Below are 26,186 nucleotides of genomic sequence, written 5' to 3' on the forward strand. Positions count from 1 at the left end.
CTATTAAACCCCAGGATGATTATACTCTCCGCTCTTCCCACCTGTTTTCTTCACTAATAACGTTTCCTTAATCACCATCGATTTATCAATAGCTTTACACATATCATAAAACGTAAGTGCTGCGACAGAAACGGCTGTTAATGCTTCCATCTCCACGCCAGTGTTCCCGTTGCACCTAACCATCGCTTCCACTCTCAAAGCGTAACCTTCCTCCATTTTTTCATAATCAAAACCAAAATCAATCCCTTGCAATAATAACGGATGGCACATCGGAATAATGTCCCACGTTTTTTTAGCTGCCATTACACCAGCAATTTGAGCTGTTTGCAATGGATCTCCTTTTTTCACGCCGCCAGCTTGAATAGCTTCATACAATTCTTCAGAAAAAACAATTGTACTTCTAGCGATGGCACTACGACTTGTTTCATTTTTAGTCGATACATCGACCATTTTAGGTCTGCCTTCTTTATTAAAATGAGAAAAAGTAGACATGCATACAACACTCCTTAAAAAATAGTTATTTCACTCGAATGAGTTCCTCTAAAAAATGAGATACGGATGGAAGGATTACTTTTTCCGTTCCTAATTTCACAGCATTAGTGGACCCCGGCAGGGCATAAATGGCACGATAATTTAGACTTCCAGCTGTTGCTCTACTAAACATTGCCCTTGTTCCAATTTCTTCAAAACTTAAATGGCGGAACAGTTCTCCAAAGCCAGTCATTTCTTTTTCAATCACAGTTGTCACTGCTTCATATGTTACATCTCTTGGTGTGAAGCCAGTGCCACCTGTAATAATAATGGCTTGTACTTCTGAAGAAGCCCCACACCAAGTCTTCAAAGCATCCACAATTAAATCAAACTCATCTTTTACAATTTTGTAATCGGCTATACGATGATTATGACTTTTAACGATTTCCATAATCGTTTGGCCACTTTTGTCTGTATCTGCCGTTCTTGTATCACTAACTGTTAAAACAGCAAATTGAACGTTTGTAAACTTATTATTTGGAATCACTGAAATCACCTCAAAAATTTTAGATCTTATTATAAAGTTACCAAACTGTGAGACTTCCATCTGTGATGTTCGTCACAGATTGAGATTGTGTATCGTGATGTAATAAAGGTAAGTCAGGGGGAATTATGAATGAGATATTCTCGGCAACAATTATTTAAGTCAATTGGAGAAACAGGCCAACAGAAATTGCAACAAAAGCATGTACTTATTGTAGGAGCTGGTGCGCTTGGTAGTGCTGCGGCGGAAATGTTAGTGCGTGCAGGTGTTGGGGAAATTTCGATTGTAGATAGGGATTACGTAGACTGGAGCAACTTACAGCGCCAACAACTTTACAAAGAACAAGATGCAAAACAGCAAACACCGAAAGTAATTGCTGCTAAAAATAGATTAAAAGAAGTGAATTCTGAGGTAGAAGTTCGTGAATATATAATGGATGTACAGGCTTCCACTTTAGAAGAGTTAGTAAGTGGAATAGATTTAATAATAGATGGAACGGACAACTTTGATACGAGGCTAGTTATTAACGATATTGCACAAAAACACTCTATCCCTTGGATTTACGGTTCTTGTGTTAGTAGTTTTGGCATGACATATACGATACTACCTGGAAAAACACCATGCCTACACTGTTTGCTAAAAGTAATACCGTCTAGCGGCATGACATGTGATAGTGTTGGTATCATCAGCCCTGCAGTACAGATTGTTGCTGCATATCAAGTGGCAGAAGCGCTTAAGGTGCTGGTGGAAGACTTGGAAGCTGTAAGAAAAGGCTTATTCACATTTGATGTATGGAAAAATCAACATTATACCATGGGCGTTCAACAAGCAAAAAGCAAACACTGTCCTTCATGCGGGAAAGATAGATCCTACCCTTATTTGTCCTATGAATACGAAACAAAAACAGAAGCACTATGTGGGAGAAACACCGTACAAATTCGCCCAGCAAAAAAAGAGAAAGTCGACTTAAATGAGCTTGCTACTAAACTTTCAACACATGGTAAAGTAAATACAAATCCTTACTTAGTCTCGCTACACTTACCAAACTATCGATTAGTTTTCTTCCTAGATGGAAGAGTCTTTGTGCACGGAACGAACTCCATCGTAGAGGCAAAAAAACTATACTATCAATTTTTAGGATAAAAAAAGAGGCTGGTGATAAGATGTCGCCAGCCTTTTCATAGGAGAATAAAAATGAGAAATAGTAGTCACAAGTTTCCAAAAAACATTTACTTCACTTTCAATAATAGTTCAGTTTTTTCATCAACTGTTAAATATTGCTCCGCCATCGGAAACAATACCATTTCTTCCTTCATAAAATGCGCAGTTAAAATCTCGTATGCTTCCTTAACATGAGTGACAAGTTTCTGAAACTTCTCCTCCGTAATAGTTTCAGCAATAAAATCAGTACCCTCTAAAAAGCTAACTATGTTTCGTTTCGCTTCATCGTGTTCATATTCCATTACAACGAGCGGGCCAGAATCTTTTCCAATGTACTTATGCATCATCGGAAAAAGAATACCTTCCTCTTTTTCGGAATGCACTTTTAAACTATCAAAAAATAACTGTACTTCTTTACGCAGTGTTAATAACGCATCTGCATAATCGCCTTCCATTGATTCTTCTAAAAACTGACTGGCCATGCTATTCACATTTGCCTTTGCTTCATTGAGTGGAGTGTGTTCCGCCTTTAAAATTCCAAGCGCTTCACACAGTGGAACATTTTGTGCGCTTTGTTGAAATAAGCCACATTGATTCATGATATTTCACTCCTCTATTAAATTGCCCAACGATCACGTGCTTTCGGGAACAATACGTTATTTTCTAAATGAACATGATTGAATAGGTCATCTTCAATGGCAGCTAAGCGGCGATACACTAATTGATAAGTACCACAAGCTCCTTCAGGTGGTTGGAAATCATTTGTAATTTCACGTAGACGTTTCATTATATCGCCTGCTGCATCGTGCTCGTCCTCTAACTCTTTAATTTTACTAGCAAGCTCTTCTGTTGCTTGTAAAACTTCCGTGCGTTCTGCCTCCATAATAGCTGGGAAAATAACCGTTTCTTCTTTTATCGTATGTTGCTCTAATTCTTTCTTTAATTCATAGAACAGCGAGTGAATTTCTGCTAAGTGTGGTTGGTGATGCCCATGTACTCTTAACACTTTTGTTACATAAGGACTAAGTGCTGGTAGTTCTTCTTGTAAAAATTGATGATGTTTTTGAATGATGATATCAATAATTTCTTCAAAAGATGCCAATTGCCAATCTGCACCGATTTCGTTTCGACGCTGAGCATCTTCGTATAGTGTATTTATATCATTAATGACTTCCTCTGAATCTAAGTTACGTTCGTTTATTGCTTCAATGAGTGGTCTGTTCCCACCGCAACAAAAATCTATTCTGACTGACTTGAAGTAGTCACCAGCTTTCGGAAACTTCGCGACAATTTCACCTACATTAGATTGTTCATGAAATACATTTGCCATTACTTTCGCCTCCAATTTCTTTTTCTATTACACTTTTATCCTATCCTTAATTTTGAACTTGGAGTGTGACGTGCATCACACAATTAAGGCTGATTTTGATGCAAATGTCACATTTTTGTGAAGTGTGACGTATATCACATTTCGGATTCATGGACTTTGATACCTTTAACATAACGATTTTTTATATAGGGAGTGAATGAAATGCCGGTAGAAAGAAGAACACCAATACAAGTAGGGGAAGCAGTAAAAAGAATCATGCCATTTTCACCAAAAGGTAAAGTTGAATCTGTTGATTTAGTAGAGTCTTATGGTCGGTATTTAGCAGCACCATTAAAGGCAACCCACGATGTACCACCTTTTCCAAAATCACCGTATGATGGCTTTGCAATACGAGCGGAAGATTCTATTGAAGCTTCCGGACAAAATGCAGTTGAATTTGAAATAGTAGATGAAATAGGGGCGGGCTATGTTTCTTCCAAGCAAATTGGTAAATTACAAGCAGTGAGGATCATGACCGGAGCACAAATGCCAGCCTTTACAAACGCTGTTGTTATGTTAGAGCTAACGAAAGAATATGAGCAAGACGGAAAAAAGTACATGAGCATTAAAAGACCTTTTAAACAAGGAGACAATGTTTCTTTTCAAGGTGAAGATGCGAAAAAAGGTACAGCTTTAGTAGAAAAAGGAACACCTATTAATCCTGGTGTACAAGCGCTCTTAGCGACATTCGGTTACGGAAAAGTCCAAGTAGCCAAAAAGCCAGTCATTGGTGTGTATGCAACAGGTACAGAATTGTTAGATGTTGAGGAACCGTTAGTACCTGGAAAAATTAGAAACAGTAACTCCTATATGGTTCAAGGACAAATAAAGCGAAGCGGTGCAATTGCGAAATATTTTGGAAAACTAGAAGACGACTTTGACACGTGTTTTGAGGCGGTTAAAAATGCATTGTCACAAGTAGATATGCTTATTACAACAGGCGGCGTTTCTGTAGGAGATTATGACTACTTGCCAGCCATTTACGAAAAATTAGGTGCTAATGTGCTTTTCAATAAAGTAGCAATGCGACCTGGAAGTGTCACAACTGTTGCAAAATGGAATGGAAAACTATTGTTCGGACTATCTGGTAATCCTTCCGCTTGTTTTGTTGGATACGAATTGTTTGTAAGGCCGGTTGTCAGAAGGATGTTATTTTCTGATATGCCACATTTACAAGCTGTAGAGGCAGAACTTGGCGAAGATTTCCCAAAACCAAATCCATTCTCAAGATTTGTAAGAGGAACACTATTTTTTGAGGGTGGGAGAGTAGTAGTTCGACCTAGCGGTTTAGATAAATCGAATGTCGTTACATCTCTTTCTGGAGCAAATGTTCTAATTGTTTTACCTGGAGGAACACGAGGTTTTCAAACAGGAATGGCAGTAAAAGCATTATTACTAGAAGACGAAACTGGTAGCGTGTGGCCGTGGGGAGAGGAAGCTGAATGAAAGTTATTCAAATTGTAGGCTTTCAAAATAGCGGAAAAACAACGCTAGTGGAAAACGTAATACGTCGTTTAACGTGTAAGGGATTAGAAGTTGCAACAATCAAACATCATGGTCACGGCGGAGCGCCTGATTATGGACCGCGCAGAGATTCATTGAAACATATGGAAGCAGGTTCGACGATTTCGACGGTGGAGGGATCTGGTGGAATTCAACTTGTTTCCAATAGTCGTGGATGGAACTTGGAGAGAATTTTATCTTTTTACAAATTTCTTGGTACGGAGACAGTTATAGTTGAAGGGTATAAGCGAGAAAAATACCCGAAAATAGTTATTTTAAGAAGTAAGCAAGACTTACATTTGTTAAAAGAATTATCGGACATAATTGCCGTTGTTGTATGGGGAGACTTAGAAATAAAGGAAGAAATACCAGTTTTCCATATTACGGATACAGAAAAGTTATTAGAATGGATTGGGAAGGAAGTGGATCTAAGTAATGGGAAAAATGTTTGAAATAGTATCAGCACCAATAAGTGTAGAGCAGTTGGTGAAAAAAGTAGAGCGTCGTGAAGCAGGAGCCATTACAACCTTTATTGGCACAGTACGCGAATTCACAAAAGGAAAACGAACGCTTTATTTAAAATACGAAGCTTATGTTCCTATGGCAGAGAAAAAGTTAGCCGAAATTGGAGATGAAATAAATGAAAAGTGGGTAGATGCAAAAGTGGCCATTGCGCACAGAATTGGTCGCCTAGACATCACGGATATTGCCGTTGTTATCGCAGTATCCACACCTCATCGTAAAGATGCCTATGAAGCAAACGAATATGCAATTGAGCGTATTAAGCAGATCGTGCCAATTTGGAAAAAAGAACATTGGGAAGATGGCGAAATGTGGATTGGTGACCAATTGGAAAAGACCGCTTATCCTAATGGAGCACCGGAGGGAATCGAGAAATGATTACTATTTTATTATTTTCCTTTTTACAAGAAGCTTATGGAAAAGAGAAGTTAGTCATAGACATGGAGGAAATGACTGTTTCTCAACTAAAAGAGTTGTTAAGTAAAGAATATGGACTACCGAACATGAACCAAGTAATGATCGCCGTAAACGAAGAGTTTGCATCAGATAATATGGTCGTTCGTGCAGGAGATATAGTCGCATGCATCCCACCTGTGAGTGGAGGGTAAGTAAGGAATAGAAGCTACTACTGTACTTTTAAGGTTCAGTAGTTTTTTTAGTTAAGATGGATTGAAACACAAAGTTGGAAGATTGAAACAGAAACGCTTTAGATTGAAACACAAAATTATTAATTGAAACACAAGCATAGTTAAATTATGTCCACAAGGAAAATTGAAACACAAATGCAGTAAATTGAAACAGAAACTAATCAGATTGAAACACAAAACAAAAGAATTGAAACACAAGTTAAAACGAAACATTCAACTTATAACAAAAACATCTTCATTATTAAAATGTTTTTTTATTTTGATAGTTGCTTTTATGTTTATTGTTTCAATTTGTTTACTTTTCAGCTGTTGAATTCCACGCATATCGGAGACTCCCACGGGAGAAGCGGGGAGCGGGAGACCCCGCAAGAGCGGAGCGATGAGGAGGCTCCCGGCCCGCCCGCGGAAAGCGAAGATATGCGTGGAATTCAACAGCGGTATTAAAAAGTATAAAAAAATTCACTTTCTCGCCATAAAGTGATTAATATCACAGTTAGCATCTGACCCATCTCTTATAATAAAAGTAACTTAAAAGAAAAAGGGTGAAACAAGTGAATATAATGGATATCATCCTGTGGGTTATTACTCCCTACACATTCGTTGCAATAGGGATTATGGCGTTTATTTGGAAACATGATTATCGACTACAAGAAGAGTCTGAAGCTCAAAACGTTAAAATAGAAAAGAAATCCATCCTACTATTAAAAATTTGCTCACTAGGTTATGTATTAACTGGTGCATCTATTGTTTTATTGTTCAAAGTTTACTCGGTTCACACGTTTTTATTCAGTTGGATCATCGGGCTTGTTACTTTAAATCCAAACATGAACCAAATTGCACAACAACCGGCCATCCTGGCAATTCACGTATTTTTTGCAATTGCAATGTTCGTTCTTTTTATGAAAAATATTAATTTTTTTTACAAAACAATCATCGCTTTCAAAACGAGAGAATACAAATGGAATGCACAATTACCGTCCATTAACCAACAAAAACTAGAAGAAAAGATGAGCAGATAATCTGGCTCATTTTTTTTGCCTTTTTAGATGATAAACTAAACACCGCTGTTGATTGGAGAGCAAATCTTCGCTTTCCGCGGGCGGGCCGGGAGCCTCCTCATCGCATTCGCGACTGCGGGGTCTCCCGCTCCCCGCTTCTCCCGCAGGAGTCTCCGACTTGCGCTCCAATCAACAGCTAGAAATGAATTTTATATTAGCGTCAATTTTATTACATCTTCCCCTTTAAACTAATTTGAAGGAATGTGACGAACATCACAAACAACCTAATCGTGAAAGTTTATAATAAAGGTAGTAAAACAAAGAGGTGATAGAGATGAAACCATTAATGCCAAAGCAGCACGGAGCATGGGCAATGTTGATTATTCCGTTTTTATTAGGGGTTATAGCTGGAAAGCCTAGTATATATCATATTCCACTTTTTCTTGGATGGTTTTTCTTATATTTAGCTACCAATCCGTTACTCATGTTAGTAAAAAAGAAGAAAGTTCAACTTTATCTAAAATGGACCATTATTTATGCTATTCCATCCATCCTATTTTTACTTATAACGCTTATCAAAAATCCAACTTTATTTTATTTTGGATTAAGCATGATTCCATTTTTCTTTATTAATGCTTATTTTGCAAAAATAAAAAATGAGAGAGCCATTTGGAACGATTTTAGTGCCATTATCGTTTTTTGTATTGGAGGGCTAGCAAGTTACTTCCTTGGTACGAACACACTTGATGAAACAGCTTGGCTGCTATTCACATTAAGCTTACTATTTTTTGTGGGAAGTACTTTTTACGTGAAAACAATGATCCGAGAGAAGAACAGCTCAACATATAAGTACTTATCATGGGGTTATCACATTGCAGTAATAATTGGACTACCAATACTCGGATACGCAGCTTTTATTTTTGCATTCTTACCAAGCTTAGTAAGAGCTATTTATTTTCACGGTAAAAATGTAAGTGTCATGAAAGTCGGCATTTATGAGATTGTTAACTCTGTCCTCTTTTTTATAGGAGTCATTATATTTATATAAAGCTATGCTAAAGGTTGAGATGATTCTAGATACCTATCTAGCAGTTGATTTCCGTGCAAGTCGGAGACTCCTGCGGGAGTAGCGGGGGCCGGGAGACCCCACAGGCGAAGCCGAGGAGGCTCCATCCACCCCGCGGAAAGCTAAGGCTTGCACGGAAATCAACAGCGGTGTTACATAGCAAAAATAAAAAGAGCAGAATTATTTCCTTTCTGCTCTTAGTCAATACTACAAAGTTCCACAGGGCAACCTTCGCAGTTGATTTCTAGTTTTAAAAAGTCTAAATCATGGATGGTAATTTTACCTTTATCGATAGATAAAATATTGTTTTTCTTTAAATCGCTTAGCATTCTGTTTACAACTTCACGAGAGGTGCCACAATAGTTAGCGAGCTCTTGGTTTGTTAATGGAGTATTTATTAGTATGCCGTTCTCTTTCAATATGCCGAAACTGTTTGTCATGCGTATCAACGTGGAGTATAGGGCGCCTTTTTTTCCGTTCAATACTAAGTCGCGAAATTTCGTTTGTGTTTTTCTAAAATGGTTGCTCATCCATTTCATATATTCTAAAGCAAGGTGGCTGCTTTCGGAAAGTTTTTGTTCTAGCGCTTCTTTTGGTACAACGACAACTTTTCCTGATTCGATTACTTTTGCAGTAAGCATGTAAACAGCTCCAGAACAAAATAGGGTCAGTTCCCCAACAATATCGTCCTTACTGCACAATCTCATTGTTAATTCTTGTCCGTCTGGGGTGATTTTACTCATTTGTATTTTGCCATCTAAAATGACATAAATTTCTTTTGCTTCTACACCTTCTTGAAATAAGTAAGTACCTTTTTTTATTTCTTGCGTTTTTTCAAAAGTGAGCAAAAAGTCTTTTAAGTCTTTAGATATTTTATCTGGCATTGGATCACCACTTTCTAAAAATTGTATTAGTTTAACGACCATAAGTTTATTTACCCTATTGTAACGTTATTATTGCTAAAAAGCTATATCGAAAATATTTGTTTTAAAACAATCGACTTACATATAAGGAGTGATCATGTGAACGAGGTTACAGGGATTTTGTTGTCTGGAGGTAAGTCTAGTAGATTTGGCAGTCCGAAAGCATTTGCCAAGTTTAACGAAAAGGAGATGTACGAGTACTCTTTAGACATTCTGGAAGAAATGACAAATGAAGTGGTTATAAGTAGCTCTCCAATATTAACTCCAACTTTTCAAGCAAAAGGGTTTAAAAACATCGTGGAAGATGTAGCGCCTTTTCTCGGCAAAGGGCCACTTGCTGGGATATACAGCTGCATGAAAAGAGCTCCTTCACAATGGTATGTTGTTCTGCCTTGTGATATGCCTCTACTTTCTAAAAAGATGATGAACATTATGCTTGATAAACGAACGAAAGACGTTGATGCTATCCTCCCAGATGCTTTCGGACGTGTGCAGCCATTAGTTGGGATTTACTACTCAAGCGTTATGGCCATTTTAGAAAAGAAGTTAAGAGAAGACAAACTAAAAATGATGGAATTCATACAAGATTTAAACGTCACTTATTTAAATGAAAACCAATTACACATACAGGATGATATCTTTCAAAATGTTAACCGGGAGACGGATCTTATAAATATGAAAGGTTTGTGACTCATGAAGAAATTGTGATGCATCTCACATACTATCCTTCCTCGTTCTTTTACAATAAAAGTATAAAAGTGAGGGAGGAAACGCTATGTGGGACAGAGATTTTAACGAAGATCCGTTTATTGTCATTTGGGAATTAACAAGGGCATGTGAACTAAAGTGTTTACATTGTCGAGCTGAAGCCCAATACATGCGCGACCCGAGAGAAATAACGTTTGAAGAAGGAAAAAAGTTAATTGATCAAATATATGATATGAAAAATCCATTACTTGTGTTTACTGGCGGAGATCCTTTAATGAGGCCAGACGTATATGATATCGCCAAATATGCCATTGATAAAGGTGTTCGCGTATCCATGACACCTAGTGCAACACCGAATGTAACAAAAGAAGCGATACAAAAAGCGAAAGAAGTAGGGTTATCACGCTGGGCATTTAGTTTAGATGGGCCAACTGCTGAAATACATGATCACTTCCGCGGAACGAGCGGGTCATTTCAATTAACGATGGACGCTATTTCGTATTTGCATGAACTAGAGATTCCCATTCAAATCAATACAGTAATTTCTAATTATAACTTACATGTTCTAGATGATATGCTTGAACTCGTGGAGAAACTAGGATGTGTGTTATGGAGTGTATTTTTCCTCGTACCAACTGGTCGTGGTAAAGAGTCCGATATGATTTCTCCTGCTGAACATGAAAAAGTGTTTCGTTGGTTATATGAAGCAAGTAAGCGAGTTCCGTTTGATATAAAAACAACAGCGGCTCAACATTATCGTCGTGTTGTTATTCAACAAAAGAAAAAAGAAACGCAGAATGCGGAAAAGCTCATTCAATATAAGCATGCTTTAACTAAAGGACTAACAGGTTCTATTGATGGATTAGGAAGAGCTCCTAAAGGAGTAAACGATGGAAACGGCTTTCTATTTATTTCTCATATTGGAGATGTATATCCAAGCGGCTTGTTACCGATAAAAGCAGGAAACATTAGAGAGCAACCGTTAGCAGAAATTTATCGGGAGTCACCGTTGTTTAAAGAGTTGCGTAATCCTGACCTTTATAAAGGAAAATGCGGCGTATGTGAATTCCGATTTGTATGTGGCGGATCAAGATCTCGAGCATACGCATTAACAGGTGACTATTTAGAAAGCGAACCGTATTGTGTATACATTCCAGAGGCAATGCGTGGGGAAAAAGTAGCAAAATAGCAATGGTGTACATTTGTTTTGGTATATAAACCGTGCCGATTGAATGACCGCTTTCCGCAGGGGAAGCGATCGTTCAATCGGTACTTTACTTTCAGATTATATTTTTTTCTCATCACAAAAACTTTCTCACATACTTCTAATTCCTCTTTTATGTAAAGTTCATTTTTACTTTTCTTTGTGTTACATAAGCTTGAGAGACCTCTTGATGTTCATTTTAGAATTTTTCTTTTTTTGAAAATGAACGTGAAAGACCGCTTCATGTTCATTTTAGAGTTTTTATTTAGTGAAAATGAATGTGAGAGACCTCTTCATGTTCATTTTAGAATTTTTCTTTTTTGAAAATGAATGTGAAAGACCTCTTCATGTTCATTTTAGAATTTTTCTTTTTTGAAAATGAATGTGAAAGACCTCTTCATGTTCATTTTAGAATTTTTCTTTTTTGAAAATGAATGTGAAAGACTTCTTCATGATCATTTTAGAGTTTTTATTTAGTGAAAATGAACGTGAAAGACCGCTTCATGTTCATTTTAGAGTTTTTATTTAGTGAAAATGAACGTGAGAGACCTCTTCATGATCATTTTAGAGTTTTTCTTTAGTGAAAATGAACGTGAGAGACCGCTTCATGTTCATTTTTTGAATTTTTCTATGATGAAAATGAACGTTAAAGGCAAGCCTATAGTTATCTCCCATTCTCTATTTTTAGCAACACTAAAAAAACCAGCTTCTCAGCTGGCCTTCATTCAATCGTACAGTATTTTATCGGACAACTCTCACAATTAACTTCCTTCTTTAAGAAATCAATATCAAGAATTGTAATTTTACCCCGATGAATTGAAACTATTTTATCTTTTTTCAACTCAGACAACATTCGATTGACACTTTCTCTAGTCGTTCCGCAAAAGTTTGCTAACACTTGATTGGTTAAATGCATATCAATCACAATGCCATTAGCAGTCATGACACCGTAACTATTGGTCATTCGAATAAGTGTGCTGTATAACGCGCCTTTTTTGCCTAGCATAATTAAATCTCTAAATTTTGTTTGTGTTCTTCTAAAGTGATCGCTCATCCATTTCATAAATTCAAAGGCTAGTTGATTGTTATGGAGGAACTCTTCTTCTAGAACATCTTTTTTCACGACCATTACTTCACAATCTTCCATTGCTTTTGCGTTTAACAAATACTTTGGATCTTCGGTGAAAAGAGTAAGTTCGCCGACGATTTCATTTTTGCTACATATTCGTAATGTTAACTCTTTTCCATCAGCAGCCCCTTTACTCACTTGTATTTTGCCGTTTTTAATAACATAAATTTCGCTAGCTGACATGCCTTCTTGGAAAAGAAAGCTACCTTTTTTCACTTTCACCGTATGATGCACAAGTTGAATTAATTCGTGTAATGAATCGAAAGGCTGTGACAAGCTAACCTTGTTTGGCCTTACCATTTTTATCACCCCATTAAAAGTTGGTCAATCTTTTCCGCTAACTGTTTGTATTGCATATACAAGATAGAATCTTCTTTATAAATGGCAGTCACTTCGGCATCATCACTTAGTGCCTCAATCGGTAATTGTGCAATAACATCTGTGCTTAATATTTCAGCAAGCTTCTCACCGCCACCTTTACCGAAAAGAGCATACTTTTCTTCACTTCCAGGTGGGGTAAAATAGCTCATATTTTCAATAACTCCTAAAATATCGTGGTTTGCTTTTTGGGCCATTACACCTGCTCGTTCTGCCACATGAGTTGCTGTTGGATGCGGAGTGGTAACAATAATTTCTTTACTCTGTGGAATATAGTGATGCATATCTAATGCGATATCACCTGTTCCGGGAGGTAAGTCAAGGATCATGTAGTCAAGCTCTCCCCAAATAACATCTCTCGTAAAATGTTCAATCATTTTTCCAAGCATTGGCCCGCGCCAAACGACTGGCTCATTTCCTTTAATTAAAAAGCCCATCGACATAATTTTTACGCCTTCTGCTTCTACTGGAATGATCTTTCCATTAAACGTTTTTGGTTTAGCTGTAATCGAGAACATTTTTGGAATGCTGAATCCGTATATATCTAAATCTACTAAAGCAACATTCTTTCCTAAGCGAGCTAAGCTGACAGCTAGGTTTGCAGAAACAGTTGATTTTCCTACTCCTCCTTTTCCACTAGCGATAGCAATGACATGTTTTGTATTCATCTAATCTTCCTCTCTTTTATAAAGCTGTTCCTTATACGTAAATTGTAGAAGATTACATGGGTTCGTTTATGTGACATTCCTCACAAAATCAAAAACAAAGTTAACCTCGTCACGAAGTTGTCAATTCTAAAGGATTTATGGGTACTTGTTTTTCTTTACTAAATTGTCCGCTGATTTCCGCTGCAGGCACAAGACTCTCCGGGGGAGGGAAAAAGGAAGGTTATTTTCACTATCGTGAAAAAACCTACTCCTCGACTTCGCCTGTGGGGTCTCGCACTTCCCTCTATGTCCCGCAGGAGTCAAGTGCCTTCAGCTCCAATCTTCTCTATGTTTTAAATAAAAATAATTAAGTTAATTATCTTTGAAAATTTTGTTTATTTAATTTGGGATGTCTTTATTTTTTTGAAAAATAACAATTTGATTTTAAGAGTATATTGTTGATGTTCACTACAGGTACGAGACTCCTGCGGGAAAAGCGTGTTAAGTGAGACCCCGCAAGAGCGGAGCGATGAGGAGGCTCACGAGACCGCCCGCGGAAAGCGAGTGCATGTAGTGAACATCAACAACTTAGAAACCTAGAGGGCTAATAAGCAACGACATAAAACTGTCATATTTAGTTGTGACCTATATCACAGTCAGGATATTTTCATAAGGCTAGAATGAAGTTACATAAAGCGGAGGTAGTGGCCTTCAGTTTAAGGGAGTGAAAAAAGTGGAGTTCCAAAGATCCTTTTATTCAAAAACAAGCATGTATGCATTCTTCGTATCATTGTTTCTATTATTTACGACATGGTTTAGTACAGATAGTTTCCTTCACTTCGATGTTGTTCTATTAGGTTATTTTCTATCATCTATTATATTTGCCATTGGAATAACCGTAAGAATGTGCTCATGGCTCATTCGTCCAGCAACACATCAAGTGATTAAGAGAAGTTTCAAAAACTTAAAAACAAGAGAAAGAAAGCAAAGAAATATACGATCTATTTTAAAAACAGCATTTGATAACATCATTCTTCAAAAATTTATTTTCAAACGAGGCATATGGAGAGGGGTTCAACATTTTTTAATCGCATGGGGATGTATTGGTTCTTTTGCCATAACATTTGGACTAACATTCGGTTGGCTGCGATTCGATTTAGTAGACCCAACAACCTATCAAGTAATCATGTTCAACATCCCGACAATGAAAATGGCTGCAAGTGGTGTTATTGCAGAATTAATCTACAACGGATTAAACATTACAGCACTTATGGTACTAGCTGGTGTGTCCATGGCGCTTTACCGCCGCATTAAAGAACAAGATGTAAAAGTAACACAACGTGTCGAATTCGACTTATTTCCGTTATACCTTTTACTAGCTGTAACAGTGAGCGGATTAGTCTTAACTTTATCTTATAAATTTATGGGTGGGTTTTTACACCACTACCTAACGTTAATACACCAAGTAACAGTTGTTTTATTGCTCGTTTACTTCCCATTCGGAAAACTGTTCCACTTCCCAATCCGCCCGCTTGCAACAGCAGTACCGCTGAACTATCAAGAGGAAGTTCAAGTTGACACGAGAGCATGTGCGAGATGTGGAACAACGTATAGTAGTGACGATCAAATTTCTGACGTAAAAGAAATACTAGGTGCTCAAGACTTTGATTTGAAACTAGCAGATGGAACATATTTAGCAGATTATTGTCCGGCATGTCGCCGTCGCATAAGAGTAATGAAGCAATTAAATATGGATGCACCGAATGGTGATCCGTATAGCCCAGTTCAAACAAACAATGGAATTCATTTATCAGGCTTTGGAAAAAAACGTTCCGAAGATTTTTATAACTTACCGAAAAACGATGAGAAGAATGATGGGAGGAGCTTATAATGAGTGAGTTTTTAGTAAAAGAAGGCGTCAAAAACTTAATCAAACCAGGGGAGAAATTAATTACAACCCATTGCTGTTATTGTGGAATGCAATGTGGAATGCATATACGTGTAAACGAGAAATCTGGAAAAGTAGTTGGAGTAGAACCACGTTATGACTGGCCTGTAACGTTGGGGAAAATGTGTCCAAAAGGTGTAACGGCTTATCAAACGATTGATCATGAAGAGCGAATTACAACACCATTAATTAAGAAAAATGGCCAATTTGTAAAAGCAACGTGGAAAGAAGCGTTAGATTTAATAGAAACAAACTATAAAAAACTACAAAGAGAATATGGAAAAGATTCACTTTCTGTGTTCGGTGGCGTTTCGATGACAAATGAGAAATGTTACTTAGTTGGTAAGTATGCAAGAGCAGTACTTGGAACACGCTACATTGATTATAACGGACGTTTCTGTATGAGCTCTGCTGCTGGTGGGTTTATGAAAACATTCGGTATCGACCGAGGATCAACATTACCATGGCCTGAATTAGAACATTCCGATTGCTTCTTTATGGCTGGTACAAATACGGCAGAATGTCATCCAACGAGCATTCAATGGTTATGGAAAGCAAAAGACAAAGGTGCAAAACTAATTGTTGTCGATCCTCGTGAAGTACCAACCGCTCGTGTAGCTGACGTTCATTTAGACCTAAAGCCAGGCACAGATTCAGCTTTAGCAAATGGAATGATGCATCTATTAATCGAACACGGTTATGTGGATGAGAAATATGTTGCGGAGCGTTGCAATAACTATGAAGAATTAAAAGAATCAGTTAGAAAATACACACCTAAATACACATCCGAAATTACTGGAGTAGACGAAGAAAAAATCATCAAGGCTGCACACATTTACGGTCAATCACCAAGGTCAGTTGTTATGTTTGCACGTGGTGTAGAGCAACAAACAAAAGGTGTTGATAACGTATCACTATATAGTTCTATGGCTTTATTACGTGGGCAGATTGGTAAGTTCGCTTCTGGAGTGGCAACTTTTACTGGTCAAGGAAACGGTCAAGGTGGCCGTGAACATGGACAAAAAGCAGATGCTCTGCCAGGATACAGAAAGATTGCCGATCCTGAAGCAGTAAAATATATCTCAAGTGTCTGGGGAATCAAACCAGAAGAAATGCCAAAAGCAGGTGTTTCTGCTTTTGAAATGTTTGACGAAATTCATAGTGGAAAAATCCGCTCTATGCATGTTATTTGCAGTAACCCTGCAGTGTCTGCACCAAAAAACGAGTACGTTTGGGATGCTTTCAAAAAGTTAGATTTTATGGTTGTTAGTGATTTCTTCTTATCTGAAACAGCTGAATTTGCTGATGTTGTGTTACCAGCTACTTCATGGGCGGAAGATGAAGGAACGACAACGAACTTAGAAGGCCGTGTTATTCGCATTCGTAAAGTGGTGGATCCAATCGGCGAGTCGAAGCCTGACTGGGAAATTTTAAAAATGATTGCAGAACGTATGGATAAAGGTCACCTATTCCCTTACAACAACCCTCGTGAAATCTTTGAAGAGTTCCGAGTAGCGACAAAAGGCGGAAAAGCAGATTATTACGGAATTACTTGGGAGCGTATTGATAAAGAGGATGGTGTATTTTGGCCATGTCCTTCCGAAGACCATCCAGGTACTCCAACGATGTTTAAAGAGAAGTTCGGTACACCAGATGGAAAAGCGAACTTAGCTGTAGTGAAGTGGCAAGAACCAGCAGAAACTCCAACAAAAGAATTTCCACTCATTTTAACAACTGGTCGTGTTGTATTCCATTATTTATCTGGTAGCCAAACTCGCCGTGTAGATTTCTTAATGGAACAATGTCCAACGCCTTACGTAGAAATGCATCCAGAATTAGCAAGCCAATACAACATGTCTAACGGTGAAAAAATTAGATTAACAACAAAACGTTCCACAATGGTATTGGATGTCCGTTTAACAAAAGCGATTCGAAAAGACACGTTATTTGTACCATATCACTGGGGTAAAGAGTTATCTATTAATCAGTTAACAAACCCAGCGCTAGATCCAACGTCTAGAATGCCAGAATTTAAAGTGTGTTCCGTTAAAATAGAAAAATTGTAATAAAGGAGGCGAACAGTTTTGAATAAAATTATGTATTTAGAGTTTGAACGCTGTATCGGTTGTAGGGCGTGTCAAGCTGCATGTCGCGAATGTGGAGATCACGGTGGAAAAGAACGTAACTATGTAGAGTACGTTGATTTTATGGAAAGCCGACAAACATACCCGATGCTTTGTATGCAATGTAAAGAGCCAGCATGTGCACGTGTTTGTCCAGCGAATGCGATTCAAATCACAGAAGAAGGCGTTGTTCTTTCTGCCATGGAAGAAAAATGTATCGGTTGCCGTAACTGTACGTTCGGCTGTCCATTCGGGATTCCGAAGTTCGATTTTGAAGAAAATAAAATGTACAAATGTGATATGTGTTACGACAGAACGAAATATGATATCGCACCAATGTGTGCATCTGTTTGTCCTTCTGATGCAATTCGCTTCATTGATTTTGACGAAATGCAAGCATTACGAAGAAAACGTACACAAATGAATTTAGTAGAAGGTAAGAAACCAAAAGAAGGAAACAAATGGGATTACGTACCTGAATTCTTTGGTGTTTATACAGATTAATATGATTAAAGAAAGGAGTGTTTCACATGCCAAACAGAAATACGAGCAATGAAAAAGATGACATGATCAACTTAGTCGATAATTTAAATCGTCAAGATGACTTAAAATATAACCGCAGATCCTTCTTGAAATCTGCGGTAGGAGCTTCTGTTACATTAGGATTAGCGACAATACCTTTTTCAATAAAAGCAATGATGGATGACGGTACGGAAACAATTCATAAGGTCGAAATCATTGACCTAGAAGACTTGCCAAAAGGTCAATCAGTAAACTTTAACTATCCATCAGACCATGAACCAGCTATTTTAGTTCATACCGTAAACGGCAAACTAAAAGCTTACAATAATAAATGTACCCATTTACAATGCCCGGTTTTTTATGAGAAAGAAGAAGATATTTTATTATGCCCTTGTCATAAAGGTTACTTTAGTGTCGACAATGGTCATCCTGTTGCTGGACCTCCACAAAGAGAATTGCCATTAATTGAACTTGAAGTGGTGAACGGAACAGTCTACGCCATCGGAAGGAAGATTCGCCATGGGTAAAAAAGCTTGTTGGGCCATCATCTTCATCACAATGGCAGTCAACGTAGTCATGCTCCACTCCACAATTGAAGCATACTACGGAAAAGAGTATAATCACGTTTACCTATTCACCGGAATAGCCATCGTATCCGTCCTATGCGCAGTCCTTGCAGCTATTCGGTGGAAAAACCTTGAGTATAATCAAGAAAAATAATTGTAACATTCGACGACTTTCATCTTTGTATTGGTGAAGGTCGTTTTGATTTATTTAGAAATAGCTTAAAGGTTCTAATACATAGTTAGTTGATGTTCGTGACAGGCACGAGACTCCTCGAAAATCCCGCCGCATCTTCTTCGTGTGATGCATAGCTCCGGAGCATTCCTTGTCCTGCGGGAAAAGTGTGTCAAGGAAGACCCCGCAGGCGCTTGCGCCGAGGAGTAGGTTTTTTCACGACAGTGAAAATAACCTTCCTTTTTACCACCCGCGGAAAGCGAGTGCCTGTCACGAACATCAACTGTTAGAATACAAAATAAAGTATATAAGTTAAGTAATGAAAAATAAGTCGAAATAGTAAAAAATTTATAAGTTAAAATTAGGAGCAAACGAATCCTTTATGTTACAATATATGAGTAAATTTTTGTTTGTAAGGTGGTGCAAAAGGTAATGTCGGTAACATTTTATTGGTATCCTAAATGTGGCACTTGTCGCAAAGCAAAAAAGTGGCTAGAGGAACATAATGTCGAAGTAAATGAAGTACATATTGTTGATCAACCACCAAGCAAAGAGCAACTGACACAACTACATGAAAAAAGTGGCCTAGAATTAAAGAAGTTTTTTAACACTAGTGGCATGAAGTATCGTGAGTTAGGATTGAAAGACAAATTGAAAACGGCTACAGAAGAAGAAATGCTAGAACTATTAGCTTCTGATGGCATGTTAATTAAGCGCCCAATTACAACAGACGGTACAAAAGTGACAGTCGGTTTTAAAGACGCAGAATTCGAACAAGCTTGGAAATAAAAAAAGCATGATGCAAAAGTGCTTTTAATAAAAACACCATTATATTTGGAGGGACTTAAAAATGAATACACCAAAAGAATTACGTTATTCAGAAGAACATGAGTGGGTAAAAGAAGAAGGCGGCACAGTTCGCATTGGTATTACAGACTTCGCACAATCTGAATTAGGTGACATCGTATTCGTTGAGCTTCCAGAAGTTGGAGACGAAATCTCTGCTGACGAGCCATTCGGAAGCGTTGAATCTGTTAAAACTGTTTCTGAGCTTTACGCACCTATTAGCGGTAAAGTTGTAGAAGTAAACGAAGATTTAAGCGATAGTCCTGAATTTGTAAACGAATCTCCTTATGAAAAAGCATGGATGATTGTGGTAGAGCCTTCTGACAATAGCGAATTAGAAAAGCTAATGACAGCTGAGCAATACGAAGAAATGACAAAAGAAGACTAATAACAAAACGTCATAAAGGACAACCTATTTGTATGGTTCTTATAACTATAAACAGGTAGGTGGACTAACATGACATTACAAAACCAACGTTTAGACATAACAGATCGTGTAGAAGGAAAACTATGTCCAACTGGCTTTGAACTTTTTTTAGAAAAAGAACCTATTGGAAAAGTAGAATTCGCAGGTGATGGCAATCACTTTCACTTAAAAGAAGGTTTTGAATATGAAGGTACAAAGGTTTATCAACATGTCCAAGTACCTTCCAAACCTGATGAAAAGTACGTAGATTGCGATTACGAAAACGGTTGGTGTTAACTAGTTAATTTATGGGTGAATTAGTAAATTGTGTAGCCATTGGATATGCCGAATAGGCAGTACCATGCTTCCATTTATTAATTCACCCATTTTTCATTTTTCTAGAAAAATTCATAACAATACAGGGTACAATACGGATGAATAGAATATTAATAATGTAAGTAATCTATTTAGCTTTATATCCTAAAAAACAGGTGATGAGATGGGGACGTTTGAGACAGAAAAGGTCATCATTGTAGAGGGAAAGTCAGATAAAAAGAAGATCGAACAAATTATTAAAGAACCTGTAACCATTTTATGTACGAATGGAACGATTAGTATTGCAAAGCTAGACGAACTAATTGAAGAATTTTTTGATAAAGAAGTGTATGTTTTAGTCGATGCTGACCCTGCTGGAGAAAAGCTACGAAAATTATTTAAGAGGGAATTTCCAGAAGCAGAACATATTTATATAGATCGAACGTATAAAGAGGTAGCTTGTGCACCATCTCATCATATCGCAACTGTTTTATTAAGTGCTAACATTCATATACACGCACAATTCTTATAGCATTTATGATATTATTATCGTGAAAAGTTTGAAAAAAGGATGAGTAGATGAACGAGTGGACGAAGGAGAAATTGGAGCAAGAGATAGAAAAATCTCAACTAACGGCTATTTATTTTTACACTCCTATGTGTGGTACATGTAATGTTGCGAGTAAAATGATGTCTGTAATCGTTGAACTTTTTCCAACGATACACTTCGGAAAAAGTGATGTGAATTACATTCAACCTTTAGCCTCACACTGGCAAATAGAAAGTGTACCTTGTCTAATTGTTTTCCATAAAGGAAAAATGCTAGAAAAACTATATGCTTTCCATTCTGTCGATTACTTGTATCGGCTATTTCAAAATTTACAAAATATTTACGGAGAAACACCTAAAGTTTAGGTGTTTTTTTCTTGCAAATTTTCAGAAAAAGTATATGATTATTTAGGGAAGCGAAATATTAATAGAGGAAGCGAAGATACATTTTATGACAGCACTTTGGCTAAATTTTAAACGTGACTTTAATTTATATAATAGAAACATTCGTCTCTTTTTCATTACGAATATCCTGACTCAAATCGGTCTCGGTATTTTTATGATCATGTACAACTTCTATATAAGAGAGTTAGGATATTCCGAACAAGTAAATGGGAACATGATTGCCATGACTGCTTTAGCCTCTGCAATCATCTTAATTCCTGCTGGTATCATAAGCGATAAAATTGGTCGTAAAAAAGTGATGGTATTTGGCTTGTTTTTCTCCTCTTTCTTTTTACTTTTTAGAAGTACATTTGAAGGAGAACTATTATTACTAACTTGTGCATTTTTATCTGGTCTAACACTAGCGTTTCTTCAAGTAACGGCTATTCCATGGCTAGCGGAAAACTCAACAAATTCCGAGCGTGTTAAATTGTTTAGTCGACATTTTGCCGTTATGATGATAGCTAATGTTGTCGGAAATTTACTAGGCGGTGTTTTAACAGACATATTCCTGTTTTTTGGACTAACGTCAGTAAGTAGTGTTAGATGGACATTAATTATTGGAGTAGCCATTTACTTAGGTGGAATTTTACCAATTTTGAAGATGGTAGAAAAGAAGCGAGAGACAAAACTCAAAGATAGAATATCCATTAGAAATCTTTTAACTACTAATAAAACACAACTAAAATTAATCGCTAGTTTTACAATAGCGAACATATTAATCGGATTCGGCTCAGGCCTAGTTATTCCATATTTGAACCTTTATTTTGCAGACCGATTCGATACGACAAATACAACCATTGGATTTGTTCTTTCCATGGGGCAGGCAGTAACTGCAGTAGCTATGATTATAGGTCCAGCATTAGTAAGAAGGATTGGGGAAATAAAAGCCGTCGTTTTGCTACAAGTTTTATCGTTACCTTTTATGCTTATTACTGCTTTTACGAACGTATTCTGGCTAGCAGTACTTGGATTCTTATTTAGACAAGCATTAATGAATGCAGCAAACCCAATCATTACATCCATGATGATGGAAAGAGTGGAAGATAAATTTAAAGGGCTTGCCAATTCAGTCAATCAAATGGTATTCTCCCTCGGTTGGGCAAGTATGGGGCCAGTTTCTATGTCTATCGTCTTCTATTTTGGACAATATTGGGGATATGCCATTGTATTTAGTATTACAGCAGTCTTATATTTAACAAGTGCTGTGTATTTCTATTTCATTTTTTCTAGAAAAAAGTCGATAAATAGCCAACGAAGTTTGTTATCTAAAATATCATAAAAAGACATATTTCTCGGGAAATAGTAGAGTTTGCAAAAATTATTATTATTTGTCTAACTTTATTAAAAGGTATTTTGACAAATTAGGAGTATTCTCTATATAAAGGAATATATTTCCGGAGGGAGAATACAAATTGATAACACCTCTAGTTGAAAAATTATTTATAAGTATTAAAGCAAAAGGACATATTAATCCACTTTTACCGGATTACAATTTAACATGTGTGATCGTTACTGGAAAAGAAAAAATTTACTTTTCCTTATCGAAAGTTAATTTGGCAATAATTGAGGATGTGGAAAGAGTGGATGTGAAAATAGAGGGCTCATTAGAAACCGTTAGTTCTATTATTTCCGGCCATACTGCTCTTCGTAAGTCGGATATTGTATTTGCTGGGAGTTTCCGACATCAGCTATTGCTAGATTCCATTTTTTCTTTATGTAGAGATAGAGAAAATTCATTGACAGAAGAAAACTTAGTGATGTAATATAAAATACAATTAAATATTGCTTATCAAGAGAGGTAGAGGGACTGGCCCGACGATACCCAGCAACCGGTTGTTTTTCAAACACGGTGCTAATTCCAGCAGACTTAAACGTCTGAAAGATAAGAAGAGAACGCAAACCCTCTTCTAGAAGGGTTTTTATTTTTTTCTAAAGTGTTAGAGGTTAGTGTTGATTTTAGATAGTTATCTAGCAGTTGATTTCCGCGCAAGTCGTAGACTCCTGCGGGATAAGCGGGGGACTGGAGACCCCACAGGCGAAGCCGAGGAGGCTCCAGCCACGCCCGCGGAAAGCGGAGACTTGCGCGGAAATCAACAGCGGTTTTAACAGAGTATTTCTAAAAATAGTTATTGACACTCAAAAATAGCCATGTTAAGATTACAATCGTTGAATTCGATAACACTTAAAAGTATTAGAGATTTAGTGAATTAAAGTACGATAATAATTTGAAAACTAAATATACCTGTTTGCTCTTATCAAGAGAGGTGGAGGGAAGTGCCCTATGAAACCCGGCAACCGTCAACGAAAGTTGAAATGGTGCCAATTCACACAAAGCATTAGCTTTGTATAGATGAGAGAAAGGATTTATTATGCCTTTCTGTCATCATGCAGAAAGGCATTTTGTTTTTCTATAGTGTTTAATATAAAGGGGAAATCAACAGTGGTAAGTATTGCTAGTTTAAAAGTAAGGAAGAAGGTGAGACATCTATGATCAACTTACAAAATGTTAAAAAAGTTTTTTTAGCGAAAAGTGGAAACGTAACAGCGGTTGATAATATCAACCTTGAAATAGATAAGGGCGAAATCTTCGGCATTATTGGCTACAGCGGCGCTGGTAAAAGTACATTAATCCGAATGCTGAATGGATTGGAAGTACCATCAAGTGGAGATGTTGTGGTTGCAGGGAGAAACATTTCGAAGATTAAAGGGAAGCAACTAAGAGAAGCTAGACAAGAAATAAGTATGATCTTTCAACATTTCAACCTACTTTGGTCTAGAACGGTTCGAGAAAACATCGCGTTTCCTCTAGAGATTGCCGGAATTGCAAGAAAAGAGAGACAAGAAAGAGTAGAAGAATTAATTAAACTAGTTGGTTTAGAAGGTAGAGAAGATGCCTATCCATCCCAACTAAGTGGTGGTCAAAAGCAAAGGGTAGGTATTGCTAGAGCATTAGCAAATAATCCGAAAGTGCTACTTTGTGATGAAGCAACATCAGCTTTAGACCCACAAACAACGGATTCGATTTTAGAGTTGTTAGTAGATATAAACAAACGATTAGGATTAACAATTGTCTTAATAACACACGAAATGCATGTTATTCAAAAAATATGCCATAGAGTAGCGGTAATGGAAAATGGAGCGGTAGTTGAGCAAGGGAATGTACTAGATGTTTTCCGTAAACCAAAGCAAAACATTACGAAAAAATTTGTTCAGCAAGTGTCAGAACCAGAGGAAGCAGAAGAAACAATTCAACATTTAGTTGCCCAGTACCAAGAAGGAAAAATTATTCAACTGACTTTTGTAGGCGAAACGGCAGAACAGCCAATCATAACGAACATTATTCGAAAGTTTGATATTAGTATAAACATCTTGCAAGGAAAAGTATCGCATACGCAAAACGGACCTTATGGAACGTTAATCATCCACTTAGATGGTGACGAACAAGAAATTGAAAAAGCGTTAGATTTTATCAGGCAGGAGCAAGTAGAACTGGAGGTGGTCCAAAATGTTTGATCAAGTGAATTGGGATCGAATGTGGGATGCTACCATCGAAACAGTCTATATGACATCAATCTCTGTTGTAATTACTTTTATTCTTGGTATACTTCTAGGTTTACTCTTATTTTTAACATCAAAAGGGAACCTACTAGAAAACAAATTAATAAATGGTATCACTTCATCCGTAGTAAATATTTTTCGGTCCATACCTTTTATCATTTTAATTGTCTTATTAATACCTTTTACAAAAGTTTTAGTTGGAACGATTATCGGTGCGAATGCGGCCCTACCAGCCTTAATCATTGGAGCGGCTCCATTTTACGCACGAATGGTTGAAATTGCATTAAGAGAAATTGATAAAGGTGTCATTGAGGCAGCAAGGTCAATGGGTGCTAAAACATCGACAATAATATGGAAAGTTCTTTTACCAGAATCAATGCCTGCCTTAGTTTCAGGAATTACCGTAACGGCAATCGCAATTGTTGGCTATACGGCAATGGCAGGATTTGTTGGAGCAGGTGGTCTAGGTAACTTAGCGTTCTTAGATGGCTTCCAAAAATTCAATACAGTGGTAACAGTTGTTTGTACAGTCATCATTTTAATCATCGTATTTATCATCCAATTTATTGGAGATACAATAACAAGAAAATTAGACAAAAGATAGGGGAGAAGAGAATGAAAAAATTAATTGGTTTTGCATTAGTTACATTATTAGCAGTAGTTTTAACAGCATGTGGTGGGTCTAAAGGTATTCAAGAAGGTAAGTTAGTTGTTGGAGCTTCTAACGTGCCACACGCAGAAATTTTAGAACAAATTAAGCCAGTATTAAAAGAACAAGGGATAGAATTAGAAATTAAAGTGTTTCAAGATTATGTTTTACCTAACCAAACGTTACGTGACAAAGAGCTTGATGCAAACTACTTTCAGCATATTCCTTATTTAACAGCACAAAATGCTGACCATGATTATAATTTTGTTAATGTTGGAGGCATTCACATTGAACCAATTGGCGTATATTCTACAAAACACGCAAGACTAGAGGACTTACCAGAAGGTGCAGAAATTTTAGTAAGTAGTGCGGTACCTGATCATGGTCGTGTTTTATCGATGTTACAAGAAAAAGGTTTAATCACATTAACAGAAGGCGTAGAGCGTACAAAAGCAACGATTGAGGATATTGTAGAAAATCCAAAAGGTTTAAAGTTCAACACAAATTTCGAAGCGGCTTTCTTACCAACTGCATATAAAAATGGCGAAGGCGATGCAATCCTAATTAACGGTAACTATGCAATTGGTGCAGGTATTGACCCAGCTGAAGAAGCAATCGCTTTAGAGTCTCCTGAAAATAACCCATATGTTAATGTTATTGCTGTTCGTAAAGAAGATGAGAACAATGCACAAATTAAAGCATTAGTAGAAGCTTTACAAACAGAAGCAGTTCAAAACTTTATTTTAGAAAAATACCAAGGTTCTGTCATTCCAGCTGGAAAGCAGTAAACGTAAAAGGTGTAGCCGATGTGGCTG

31 protein-coding genes and 2 riboswitches are annotated in these 26,186 nt (G+C 37.2%); of the genes, 24 read left to right on the forward strand and 7 right to left on the reverse strand.

The genetic code is table 11. The features are described 5' to 3' along the window. Positions 1-3: 3 nt before the first annotated feature. Both moaC and CDZ92_RS18820 read right to left on the reverse strand, forming a co-directional pair. Complete coding sequence (gene moaC / locus CDZ92_RS18815; protein ID WP_096156730.1) at positions 4-492, reverse strand: cyclic pyranopterin monophosphate synthase MoaC; 489 nt, start codon at positions 490-492, stop codon at positions 4-6. A 25-nt stretch (positions 493-517) separates the two neighbouring features. Then, positions 518-1,018: a MogA/MoaB family molybdenum cofactor biosynthesis protein gene (locus CDZ92_RS18820; RefSeq protein WP_096156731.1), complete on the reverse strand. Its 501-nt coding sequence runs from the start codon at positions 1,016-1,018 to the stop codon at positions 518-520. Positions 1,019-1,147: 129 nt separating this feature from the next. Between CDZ92_RS18820 and CDZ92_RS18825 the strand changes: the two genes are divergently transcribed. Then, the gene (locus CDZ92_RS18825; protein ID WP_096156732.1) at positions 1,148-2,158 is read left to right on the forward strand and encodes a MoeB/ThiF family adenylyltransferase; all 1,011 of its coding nucleotides are present in this window, start codon (positions 1,148-1,150) and stop codon (positions 2,156-2,158) included. 86 nt (positions 2,159-2,244) lie between these two features. On the opposite strand, the gene CDZ92_RS18830 is transcribed toward CDZ92_RS18825, so the two are convergent. Then, a complete protein-coding gene (locus CDZ92_RS18830) occupies positions 2,245-2,775 on the reverse strand; it encodes a hemerythrin domain-containing protein (protein ID WP_096156733.1) in 531 nt (176 codons plus the stop codon). A gap of 17 nt (positions 2,776-2,792) precedes the next feature. Beyond that, the gene (gene ric / locus CDZ92_RS18835; RefSeq protein WP_096156734.1) at positions 2,793-3,506 is read right to left on the reverse strand and encodes an iron-sulfur cluster repair di-iron protein; all 714 of its coding nucleotides are present in this window, start codon (positions 3,504-3,506) and stop codon (positions 2,793-2,795) included. Between the two features lie 201 nt (positions 3,507-3,707). On the opposite strand from ric, the gene CDZ92_RS18840 reads away from it, so the two are divergent. From CDZ92_RS18840 to CDZ92_RS18865, 6 genes are all read left to right on the forward strand, one after another. Beyond that, entirely contained in the window at positions 3,708-4,991 is a 1,284-nt protein-coding gene (locus CDZ92_RS18840; protein ID WP_096156735.1) for a molybdopterin molybdotransferase MoeA, read from the forward strand. Further along, entirely contained in the window at positions 4,988-5,500 is a 513-nt protein-coding gene (gene mobB / locus CDZ92_RS18845) for a molybdopterin-guanine dinucleotide biosynthesis protein B (protein ID WP_096156736.1), read from the forward strand. Before CDZ92_RS18840 ends, mobB begins: the two co-directional genes overlap by 4 nt. Beyond that, entirely contained in the window at positions 5,484-5,948 is a 465-nt protein-coding gene (locus CDZ92_RS18850) for a molybdenum cofactor biosynthesis protein MoaE (protein ID WP_096156737.1), read from the forward strand. The genes mobB and CDZ92_RS18850 overlap by 17 nt, the downstream gene beginning before the upstream one ends. Continuing rightward, a complete protein-coding gene (gene moaD, locus CDZ92_RS18855) occupies positions 5,945-6,178 on the forward strand; it encodes a molybdopterin converting factor subunit 1 (protein WP_096156738.1) in 234 nt (77 codons plus the stop codon). Before CDZ92_RS18850 ends, moaD begins: the two co-directional genes overlap by 4 nt. 599 nt (positions 6,179-6,777) lie before the next feature. Further along, positions 6,778-7,236: a respiratory nitrate reductase subunit gamma gene (locus CDZ92_RS18860; RefSeq protein ID WP_227521567.1), complete on the forward strand. Its 459-nt coding sequence runs from the start codon at positions 6,778-6,780 to the stop codon at positions 7,234-7,236. A 313-nt stretch (positions 7,237-7,549) separates the two neighbouring features. Then, positions 7,550-8,263: a YwiC-like family protein gene (locus CDZ92_RS18865; RefSeq protein ID WP_096156740.1), complete on the forward strand. Its 714-nt coding sequence runs from the start codon at positions 7,550-7,552 to the stop codon at positions 8,261-8,263. A 215-nt stretch (positions 8,264-8,478) separates the two neighbouring features. Here the strand turns inward: CDZ92_RS18865 and CDZ92_RS18870 are convergent, their stop codons facing one another. Then, positions 8,479-9,165 carry a Crp/Fnr family transcriptional regulator gene (locus CDZ92_RS18870; protein ID WP_096157071.1) on the reverse strand — a complete coding sequence of 229 codons (687 nt, stop codon included), beginning with the start codon at positions 9,163-9,165 and terminating at the stop codon, positions 8,479-8,481. Between the two features lie 138 nt (positions 9,166-9,303). Here CDZ92_RS18870 and CDZ92_RS18875 point away from each other — a divergent pair, with 138 nt between their 5' ends. Next, positions 9,304-9,894 carry a molybdenum cofactor guanylyltransferase gene (locus CDZ92_RS18875; protein ID WP_157842672.1) on the forward strand — a complete coding sequence of 197 codons (591 nt, stop codon included), beginning with the start codon at positions 9,304-9,306 and terminating at the stop codon, positions 9,892-9,894. 85 nt (positions 9,895-9,979) lie between these two features. Next, on the forward strand, positions 9,980-11,101 hold the full coding sequence (locus CDZ92_RS18880) for a TIGR04053 family radical SAM/SPASM domain-containing protein (RefSeq protein WP_096156742.1): 1,122 nt from the start codon (positions 9,980-9,982) through the stop codon (positions 11,099-11,101). A gap of 736 nt (positions 11,102-11,837) precedes the next feature. Here the strand turns inward: CDZ92_RS18880 and CDZ92_RS18885 are convergent. After that, positions 11,838-12,545 (reverse strand): Crp/Fnr family transcriptional regulator, encoded by a 708-nt coding sequence (locus tag CDZ92_RS18885; protein WP_096156743.1) that lies wholly within the window; start codon positions 12,543-12,545, stop codon positions 11,838-11,840. A gap of 5 nt (positions 12,546-12,550) precedes the next feature. Beyond that, complete coding sequence (locus CDZ92_RS18890; protein ID WP_096156744.1) at positions 12,551-13,291, reverse strand: Mrp/NBP35 family ATP-binding protein; 741 nt, start codon at positions 13,289-13,291, stop codon at positions 12,551-12,553. Positions 13,292-14,003: 712 nt separating this feature from the next. Between CDZ92_RS18890 and CDZ92_RS18895 the strand changes: the two genes are divergently transcribed. The 15 genes from CDZ92_RS18895 (at position 14,004) to CDZ92_RS18965 (ending at position 26,159) form a co-directional block, all read left to right on the forward strand. Next, positions 14,004-15,161 carry an MFS transporter gene (locus tag CDZ92_RS18895; protein ID WP_227521430.1) on the forward strand — a complete coding sequence of 386 codons (1,158 nt, stop codon included), beginning with the start codon at positions 14,004-14,006 and terminating at the stop codon, positions 15,159-15,161. Beyond that, complete coding sequence (fdhF, locus tag CDZ92_RS18900; protein WP_096156746.1) at positions 15,161-17,284, forward strand: formate dehydrogenase subunit alpha; 2,124 nt, start codon at positions 15,161-15,163, stop codon at positions 17,282-17,284. Before CDZ92_RS18895 ends, fdhF begins: the two co-directional genes overlap by 1 nt. Positions 17,285-17,302: 18 nt before the next feature. Continuing rightward, positions 17,303-17,845, forward strand: coding sequence for a 4Fe-4S dicluster domain-containing protein (locus CDZ92_RS18905; RefSeq protein WP_096156747.1), 543 nt, complete (start codon positions 17,303-17,305; stop codon positions 17,843-17,845). A 26-nt stretch (positions 17,846-17,871) separates the two neighbouring features. Then, complete coding sequence (locus CDZ92_RS18910; RefSeq protein WP_096156748.1) at positions 17,872-18,390, forward strand: ubiquinol-cytochrome c reductase iron-sulfur subunit; 519 nt, start codon at positions 17,872-17,874, stop codon at positions 18,388-18,390. Continuing rightward, positions 18,383-18,583 (forward strand): hypothetical protein, encoded by a 201-nt coding sequence (locus tag CDZ92_RS18915; RefSeq protein WP_096156749.1) that lies wholly within the window; start codon positions 18,383-18,385, stop codon positions 18,581-18,583. The genes CDZ92_RS18910 and CDZ92_RS18915 overlap by 8 nt, the downstream gene beginning before the upstream one ends. A gap of 450 nt (positions 18,584-19,033) precedes the next feature. Then, positions 19,034-19,390 (forward strand): arsenate reductase family protein, encoded by a 357-nt coding sequence (locus CDZ92_RS18920; RefSeq protein ID WP_096156750.1) that lies wholly within the window; start codon positions 19,034-19,036, stop codon positions 19,388-19,390. A 61-nt stretch (positions 19,391-19,451) separates the two neighbouring features. Next, the gene (gene gcvH / locus CDZ92_RS18925) at positions 19,452-19,835 is read left to right on the forward strand and encodes a glycine cleavage system protein GcvH (RefSeq protein ID WP_096156751.1); all 384 of its coding nucleotides are present in this window, start codon (positions 19,452-19,454) and stop codon (positions 19,833-19,835) included. A 69-nt stretch (positions 19,836-19,904) separates the two neighbouring features. Next, positions 19,905-20,150: a YusG family protein gene (locus CDZ92_RS18930; RefSeq protein WP_096156752.1), complete on the forward strand. Its 246-nt coding sequence runs from the start codon at positions 19,905-19,907 to the stop codon at positions 20,148-20,150. Positions 20,151-20,352: 202 nt separating this feature from the next. Beyond that, complete coding sequence (locus CDZ92_RS18935) at positions 20,353-20,700, forward strand: toprim domain-containing protein (protein WP_096156753.1); 348 nt, start codon at positions 20,353-20,355, stop codon at positions 20,698-20,700. A 47-nt stretch (positions 20,701-20,747) separates the two neighbouring features. Continuing rightward, positions 20,748-21,083 carry a thioredoxin family protein gene (locus CDZ92_RS18940; protein ID WP_096156754.1) on the forward strand — a complete coding sequence of 112 codons (336 nt, stop codon included), beginning with the start codon at positions 20,748-20,750 and terminating at the stop codon, positions 21,081-21,083. A gap of 85 nt (positions 21,084-21,168) precedes the next feature. After that, positions 21,169-22,443, forward strand: coding sequence for an MFS transporter (locus CDZ92_RS18945; protein ID WP_096156755.1), 1,275 nt, complete (start codon positions 21,169-21,171; stop codon positions 22,441-22,443). 133 nt (positions 22,444-22,576) lie between these two features. Continuing rightward, positions 22,577-22,927 (forward strand): hypothetical protein, encoded by a 351-nt coding sequence (locus CDZ92_RS18950; RefSeq protein ID WP_096156756.1) that lies wholly within the window; start codon positions 22,577-22,579, stop codon positions 22,925-22,927. 20 nt (positions 22,928-22,947) lie between these two features. Next, a riboswitch (SAM riboswitch) is annotated at positions 22,948-23,053 on the forward strand. A gap of 360 nt (positions 23,054-23,413) precedes the next feature. After that, positions 23,414-23,521: riboswitch (SAM riboswitch) on the forward strand. A gap of 130 nt (positions 23,522-23,651) precedes the next feature. Continuing rightward, positions 23,652-24,677, forward strand: a complete 1,026-nt coding sequence (locus CDZ92_RS18955; RefSeq protein ID WP_096156757.1) for a methionine ABC transporter ATP-binding protein — start codon at positions 23,652-23,654, stop codon at positions 24,675-24,677. Next, on the forward strand, positions 24,670-25,326 hold the full coding sequence (locus CDZ92_RS18960) for a methionine ABC transporter permease (protein WP_096156758.1): 657 nt from the start codon (positions 24,670-24,672) through the stop codon (positions 25,324-25,326). The genes CDZ92_RS18955 and CDZ92_RS18960 overlap by 8 nt, the downstream gene beginning before the upstream one ends. Before the next feature lie 11 nt (positions 25,327-25,337). Continuing rightward, on the forward strand, positions 25,338-26,159 hold the full coding sequence (locus CDZ92_RS18965; protein ID WP_096156759.1) for a MetQ/NlpA family ABC transporter substrate-binding protein: 822 nt from the start codon (positions 25,338-25,340) through the stop codon (positions 26,157-26,159). Positions 26,160-26,186: the final 27 nt, after the last annotated feature.

Origin of the sequence: Bacillus sp. FJAT-45066, from assembly GCF_002335755.1 — a bacterium.
Taxonomy (GTDB): Bacteria; Bacillota; Bacilli; order Bacillales; family Bacillaceae_I; genus Bacillus_CD; species Bacillus_CD alkalisoli.

Excerpts from the sequence above, each read along its gene's own strand:
- CDZ92_RS18885 (WP_096156743.1), bottom strand. The coding sequence starts at position 12,545 with ATGGTAAGGCCAAACAAGGTTAGCTTGTCACAGCCTTTCGATTCATTA.
- CDZ92_RS18825 (WP_096156732.1), top strand. The coding sequence starts at position 1,148 with ATGAGATATTCTCGGCAACAATTATTTAAGTCAATTGGAGAAACAGGC.
- CDZ92_RS18880 (WP_096156742.1), top strand. The coding sequence starts at position 9,980 with ATGTGGGACAGAGATTTTAACGAAGATCCGTTTATTGTCATTTGGGAA.
- CDZ92_RS18840 (WP_096156735.1), top strand. The coding sequence starts at position 3,708 with ATGCCGGTAGAAAGAAGAACACCAATACAAGTAGGGGAAGCAGTAAAA.
- CDZ92_RS18870 (WP_096157071.1), bottom strand. The coding sequence starts at position 9,165 with ATGCCAGATAAAATATCTAAAGACTTAAAAGACTTTTTGCTCACTTTT.
- ric (WP_096156734.1), bottom strand. The coding sequence starts at position 3,506 with ATGGCAAATGTATTTCATGAACAATCTAATGTAGGTGAAATTGTCGCG.
- CDZ92_RS18940 (WP_096156754.1), top strand. The coding sequence starts at position 20,748 with ATGAACGAGTGGACGAAGGAGAAATTGGAGCAAGAGATAGAAAAATCT.
- gcvH (WP_096156751.1), top strand. The coding sequence starts at position 19,452 with ATGAATACACCAAAAGAATTACGTTATTCAGAAGAACATGAGTGGGTA.
- CDZ92_RS18935 (WP_096156753.1), top strand. The coding sequence starts at position 20,353 with ATGGGGACGTTTGAGACAGAAAAGGTCATCATTGTAGAGGGAAAGTCA.
- CDZ92_RS18960 (WP_096156758.1), top strand. The coding sequence starts at position 24,670 with ATGTTTGATCAAGTGAATTGGGATCGAATGTGGGATGCTACCATCGAA.
- CDZ92_RS18890 (WP_096156744.1), bottom strand. The coding sequence starts at position 13,291 with ATGAATACAAAACATGTCATTGCTATCGCTAGTGGAAAAGGAGGAGTA.
- moaD (WP_096156738.1), top strand. The coding sequence starts at position 5,945 with ATGATTACTATTTTATTATTTTCCTTTTTACAAGAAGCTTATGGAAAA.
- CDZ92_RS18920 (WP_096156750.1), top strand. The coding sequence starts at position 19,034 with ATGTCGGTAACATTTTATTGGTATCCTAAATGTGGCACTTGTCGCAAA.
- CDZ92_RS18850 (WP_096156737.1), top strand. The coding sequence starts at position 5,484 with ATGGGAAAAATGTTTGAAATAGTATCAGCACCAATAAGTGTAGAGCAG.
- CDZ92_RS18910 (WP_096156748.1), top strand. The coding sequence starts at position 17,872 with ATGCCAAACAGAAATACGAGCAATGAAAAAGATGACATGATCAACTTA.
- CDZ92_RS18965 (WP_096156759.1), top strand. The coding sequence starts at position 25,338 with ATGAAAAAATTAATTGGTTTTGCATTAGTTACATTATTAGCAGTAGTT.
- CDZ92_RS18830 (WP_096156733.1), bottom strand. The coding sequence starts at position 2,775 with ATGAATCAATGTGGCTTATTTCAACAAAGCGCACAAAATGTTCCACTG.
- CDZ92_RS18915 (WP_096156749.1), top strand. The coding sequence starts at position 18,383 with ATGGGTAAAAAAGCTTGTTGGGCCATCATCTTCATCACAATGGCAGTC.
- CDZ92_RS18955 (WP_096156757.1), top strand. The coding sequence starts at position 23,652 with ATGATCAACTTACAAAATGTTAAAAAAGTTTTTTTAGCGAAAAGTGGA.
- CDZ92_RS18865 (WP_096156740.1), top strand. The coding sequence starts at position 7,550 with ATGAAACCATTAATGCCAAAGCAGCACGGAGCATGGGCAATGTTGATT.
- mobB (WP_096156736.1), top strand. The coding sequence starts at position 4,988 with ATGAAAGTTATTCAAATTGTAGGCTTTCAAAATAGCGGAAAAACAACG.
- CDZ92_RS18930 (WP_096156752.1), top strand. The coding sequence starts at position 19,905 with ATGACATTACAAAACCAACGTTTAGACATAACAGATCGTGTAGAAGGA.
- moaC (WP_096156730.1), bottom strand. The coding sequence starts at position 492 with ATGTCTACTTTTTCTCATTTTAATAAAGAAGGCAGACCTAAAATGGTC.
- CDZ92_RS18945 (WP_096156755.1), top strand. The coding sequence starts at position 21,169 with ATGACAGCACTTTGGCTAAATTTTAAACGTGACTTTAATTTATATAAT.
- fdhF (WP_096156746.1), top strand. The coding sequence starts at position 15,161 with ATGAGTGAGTTTTTAGTAAAAGAAGGCGTCAAAAACTTAATCAAACCA.
- CDZ92_RS18860 (WP_227521567.1), top strand. The coding sequence starts at position 6,778 with ATGGATATCATCCTGTGGGTTATTACTCCCTACACATTCGTTGCAATA.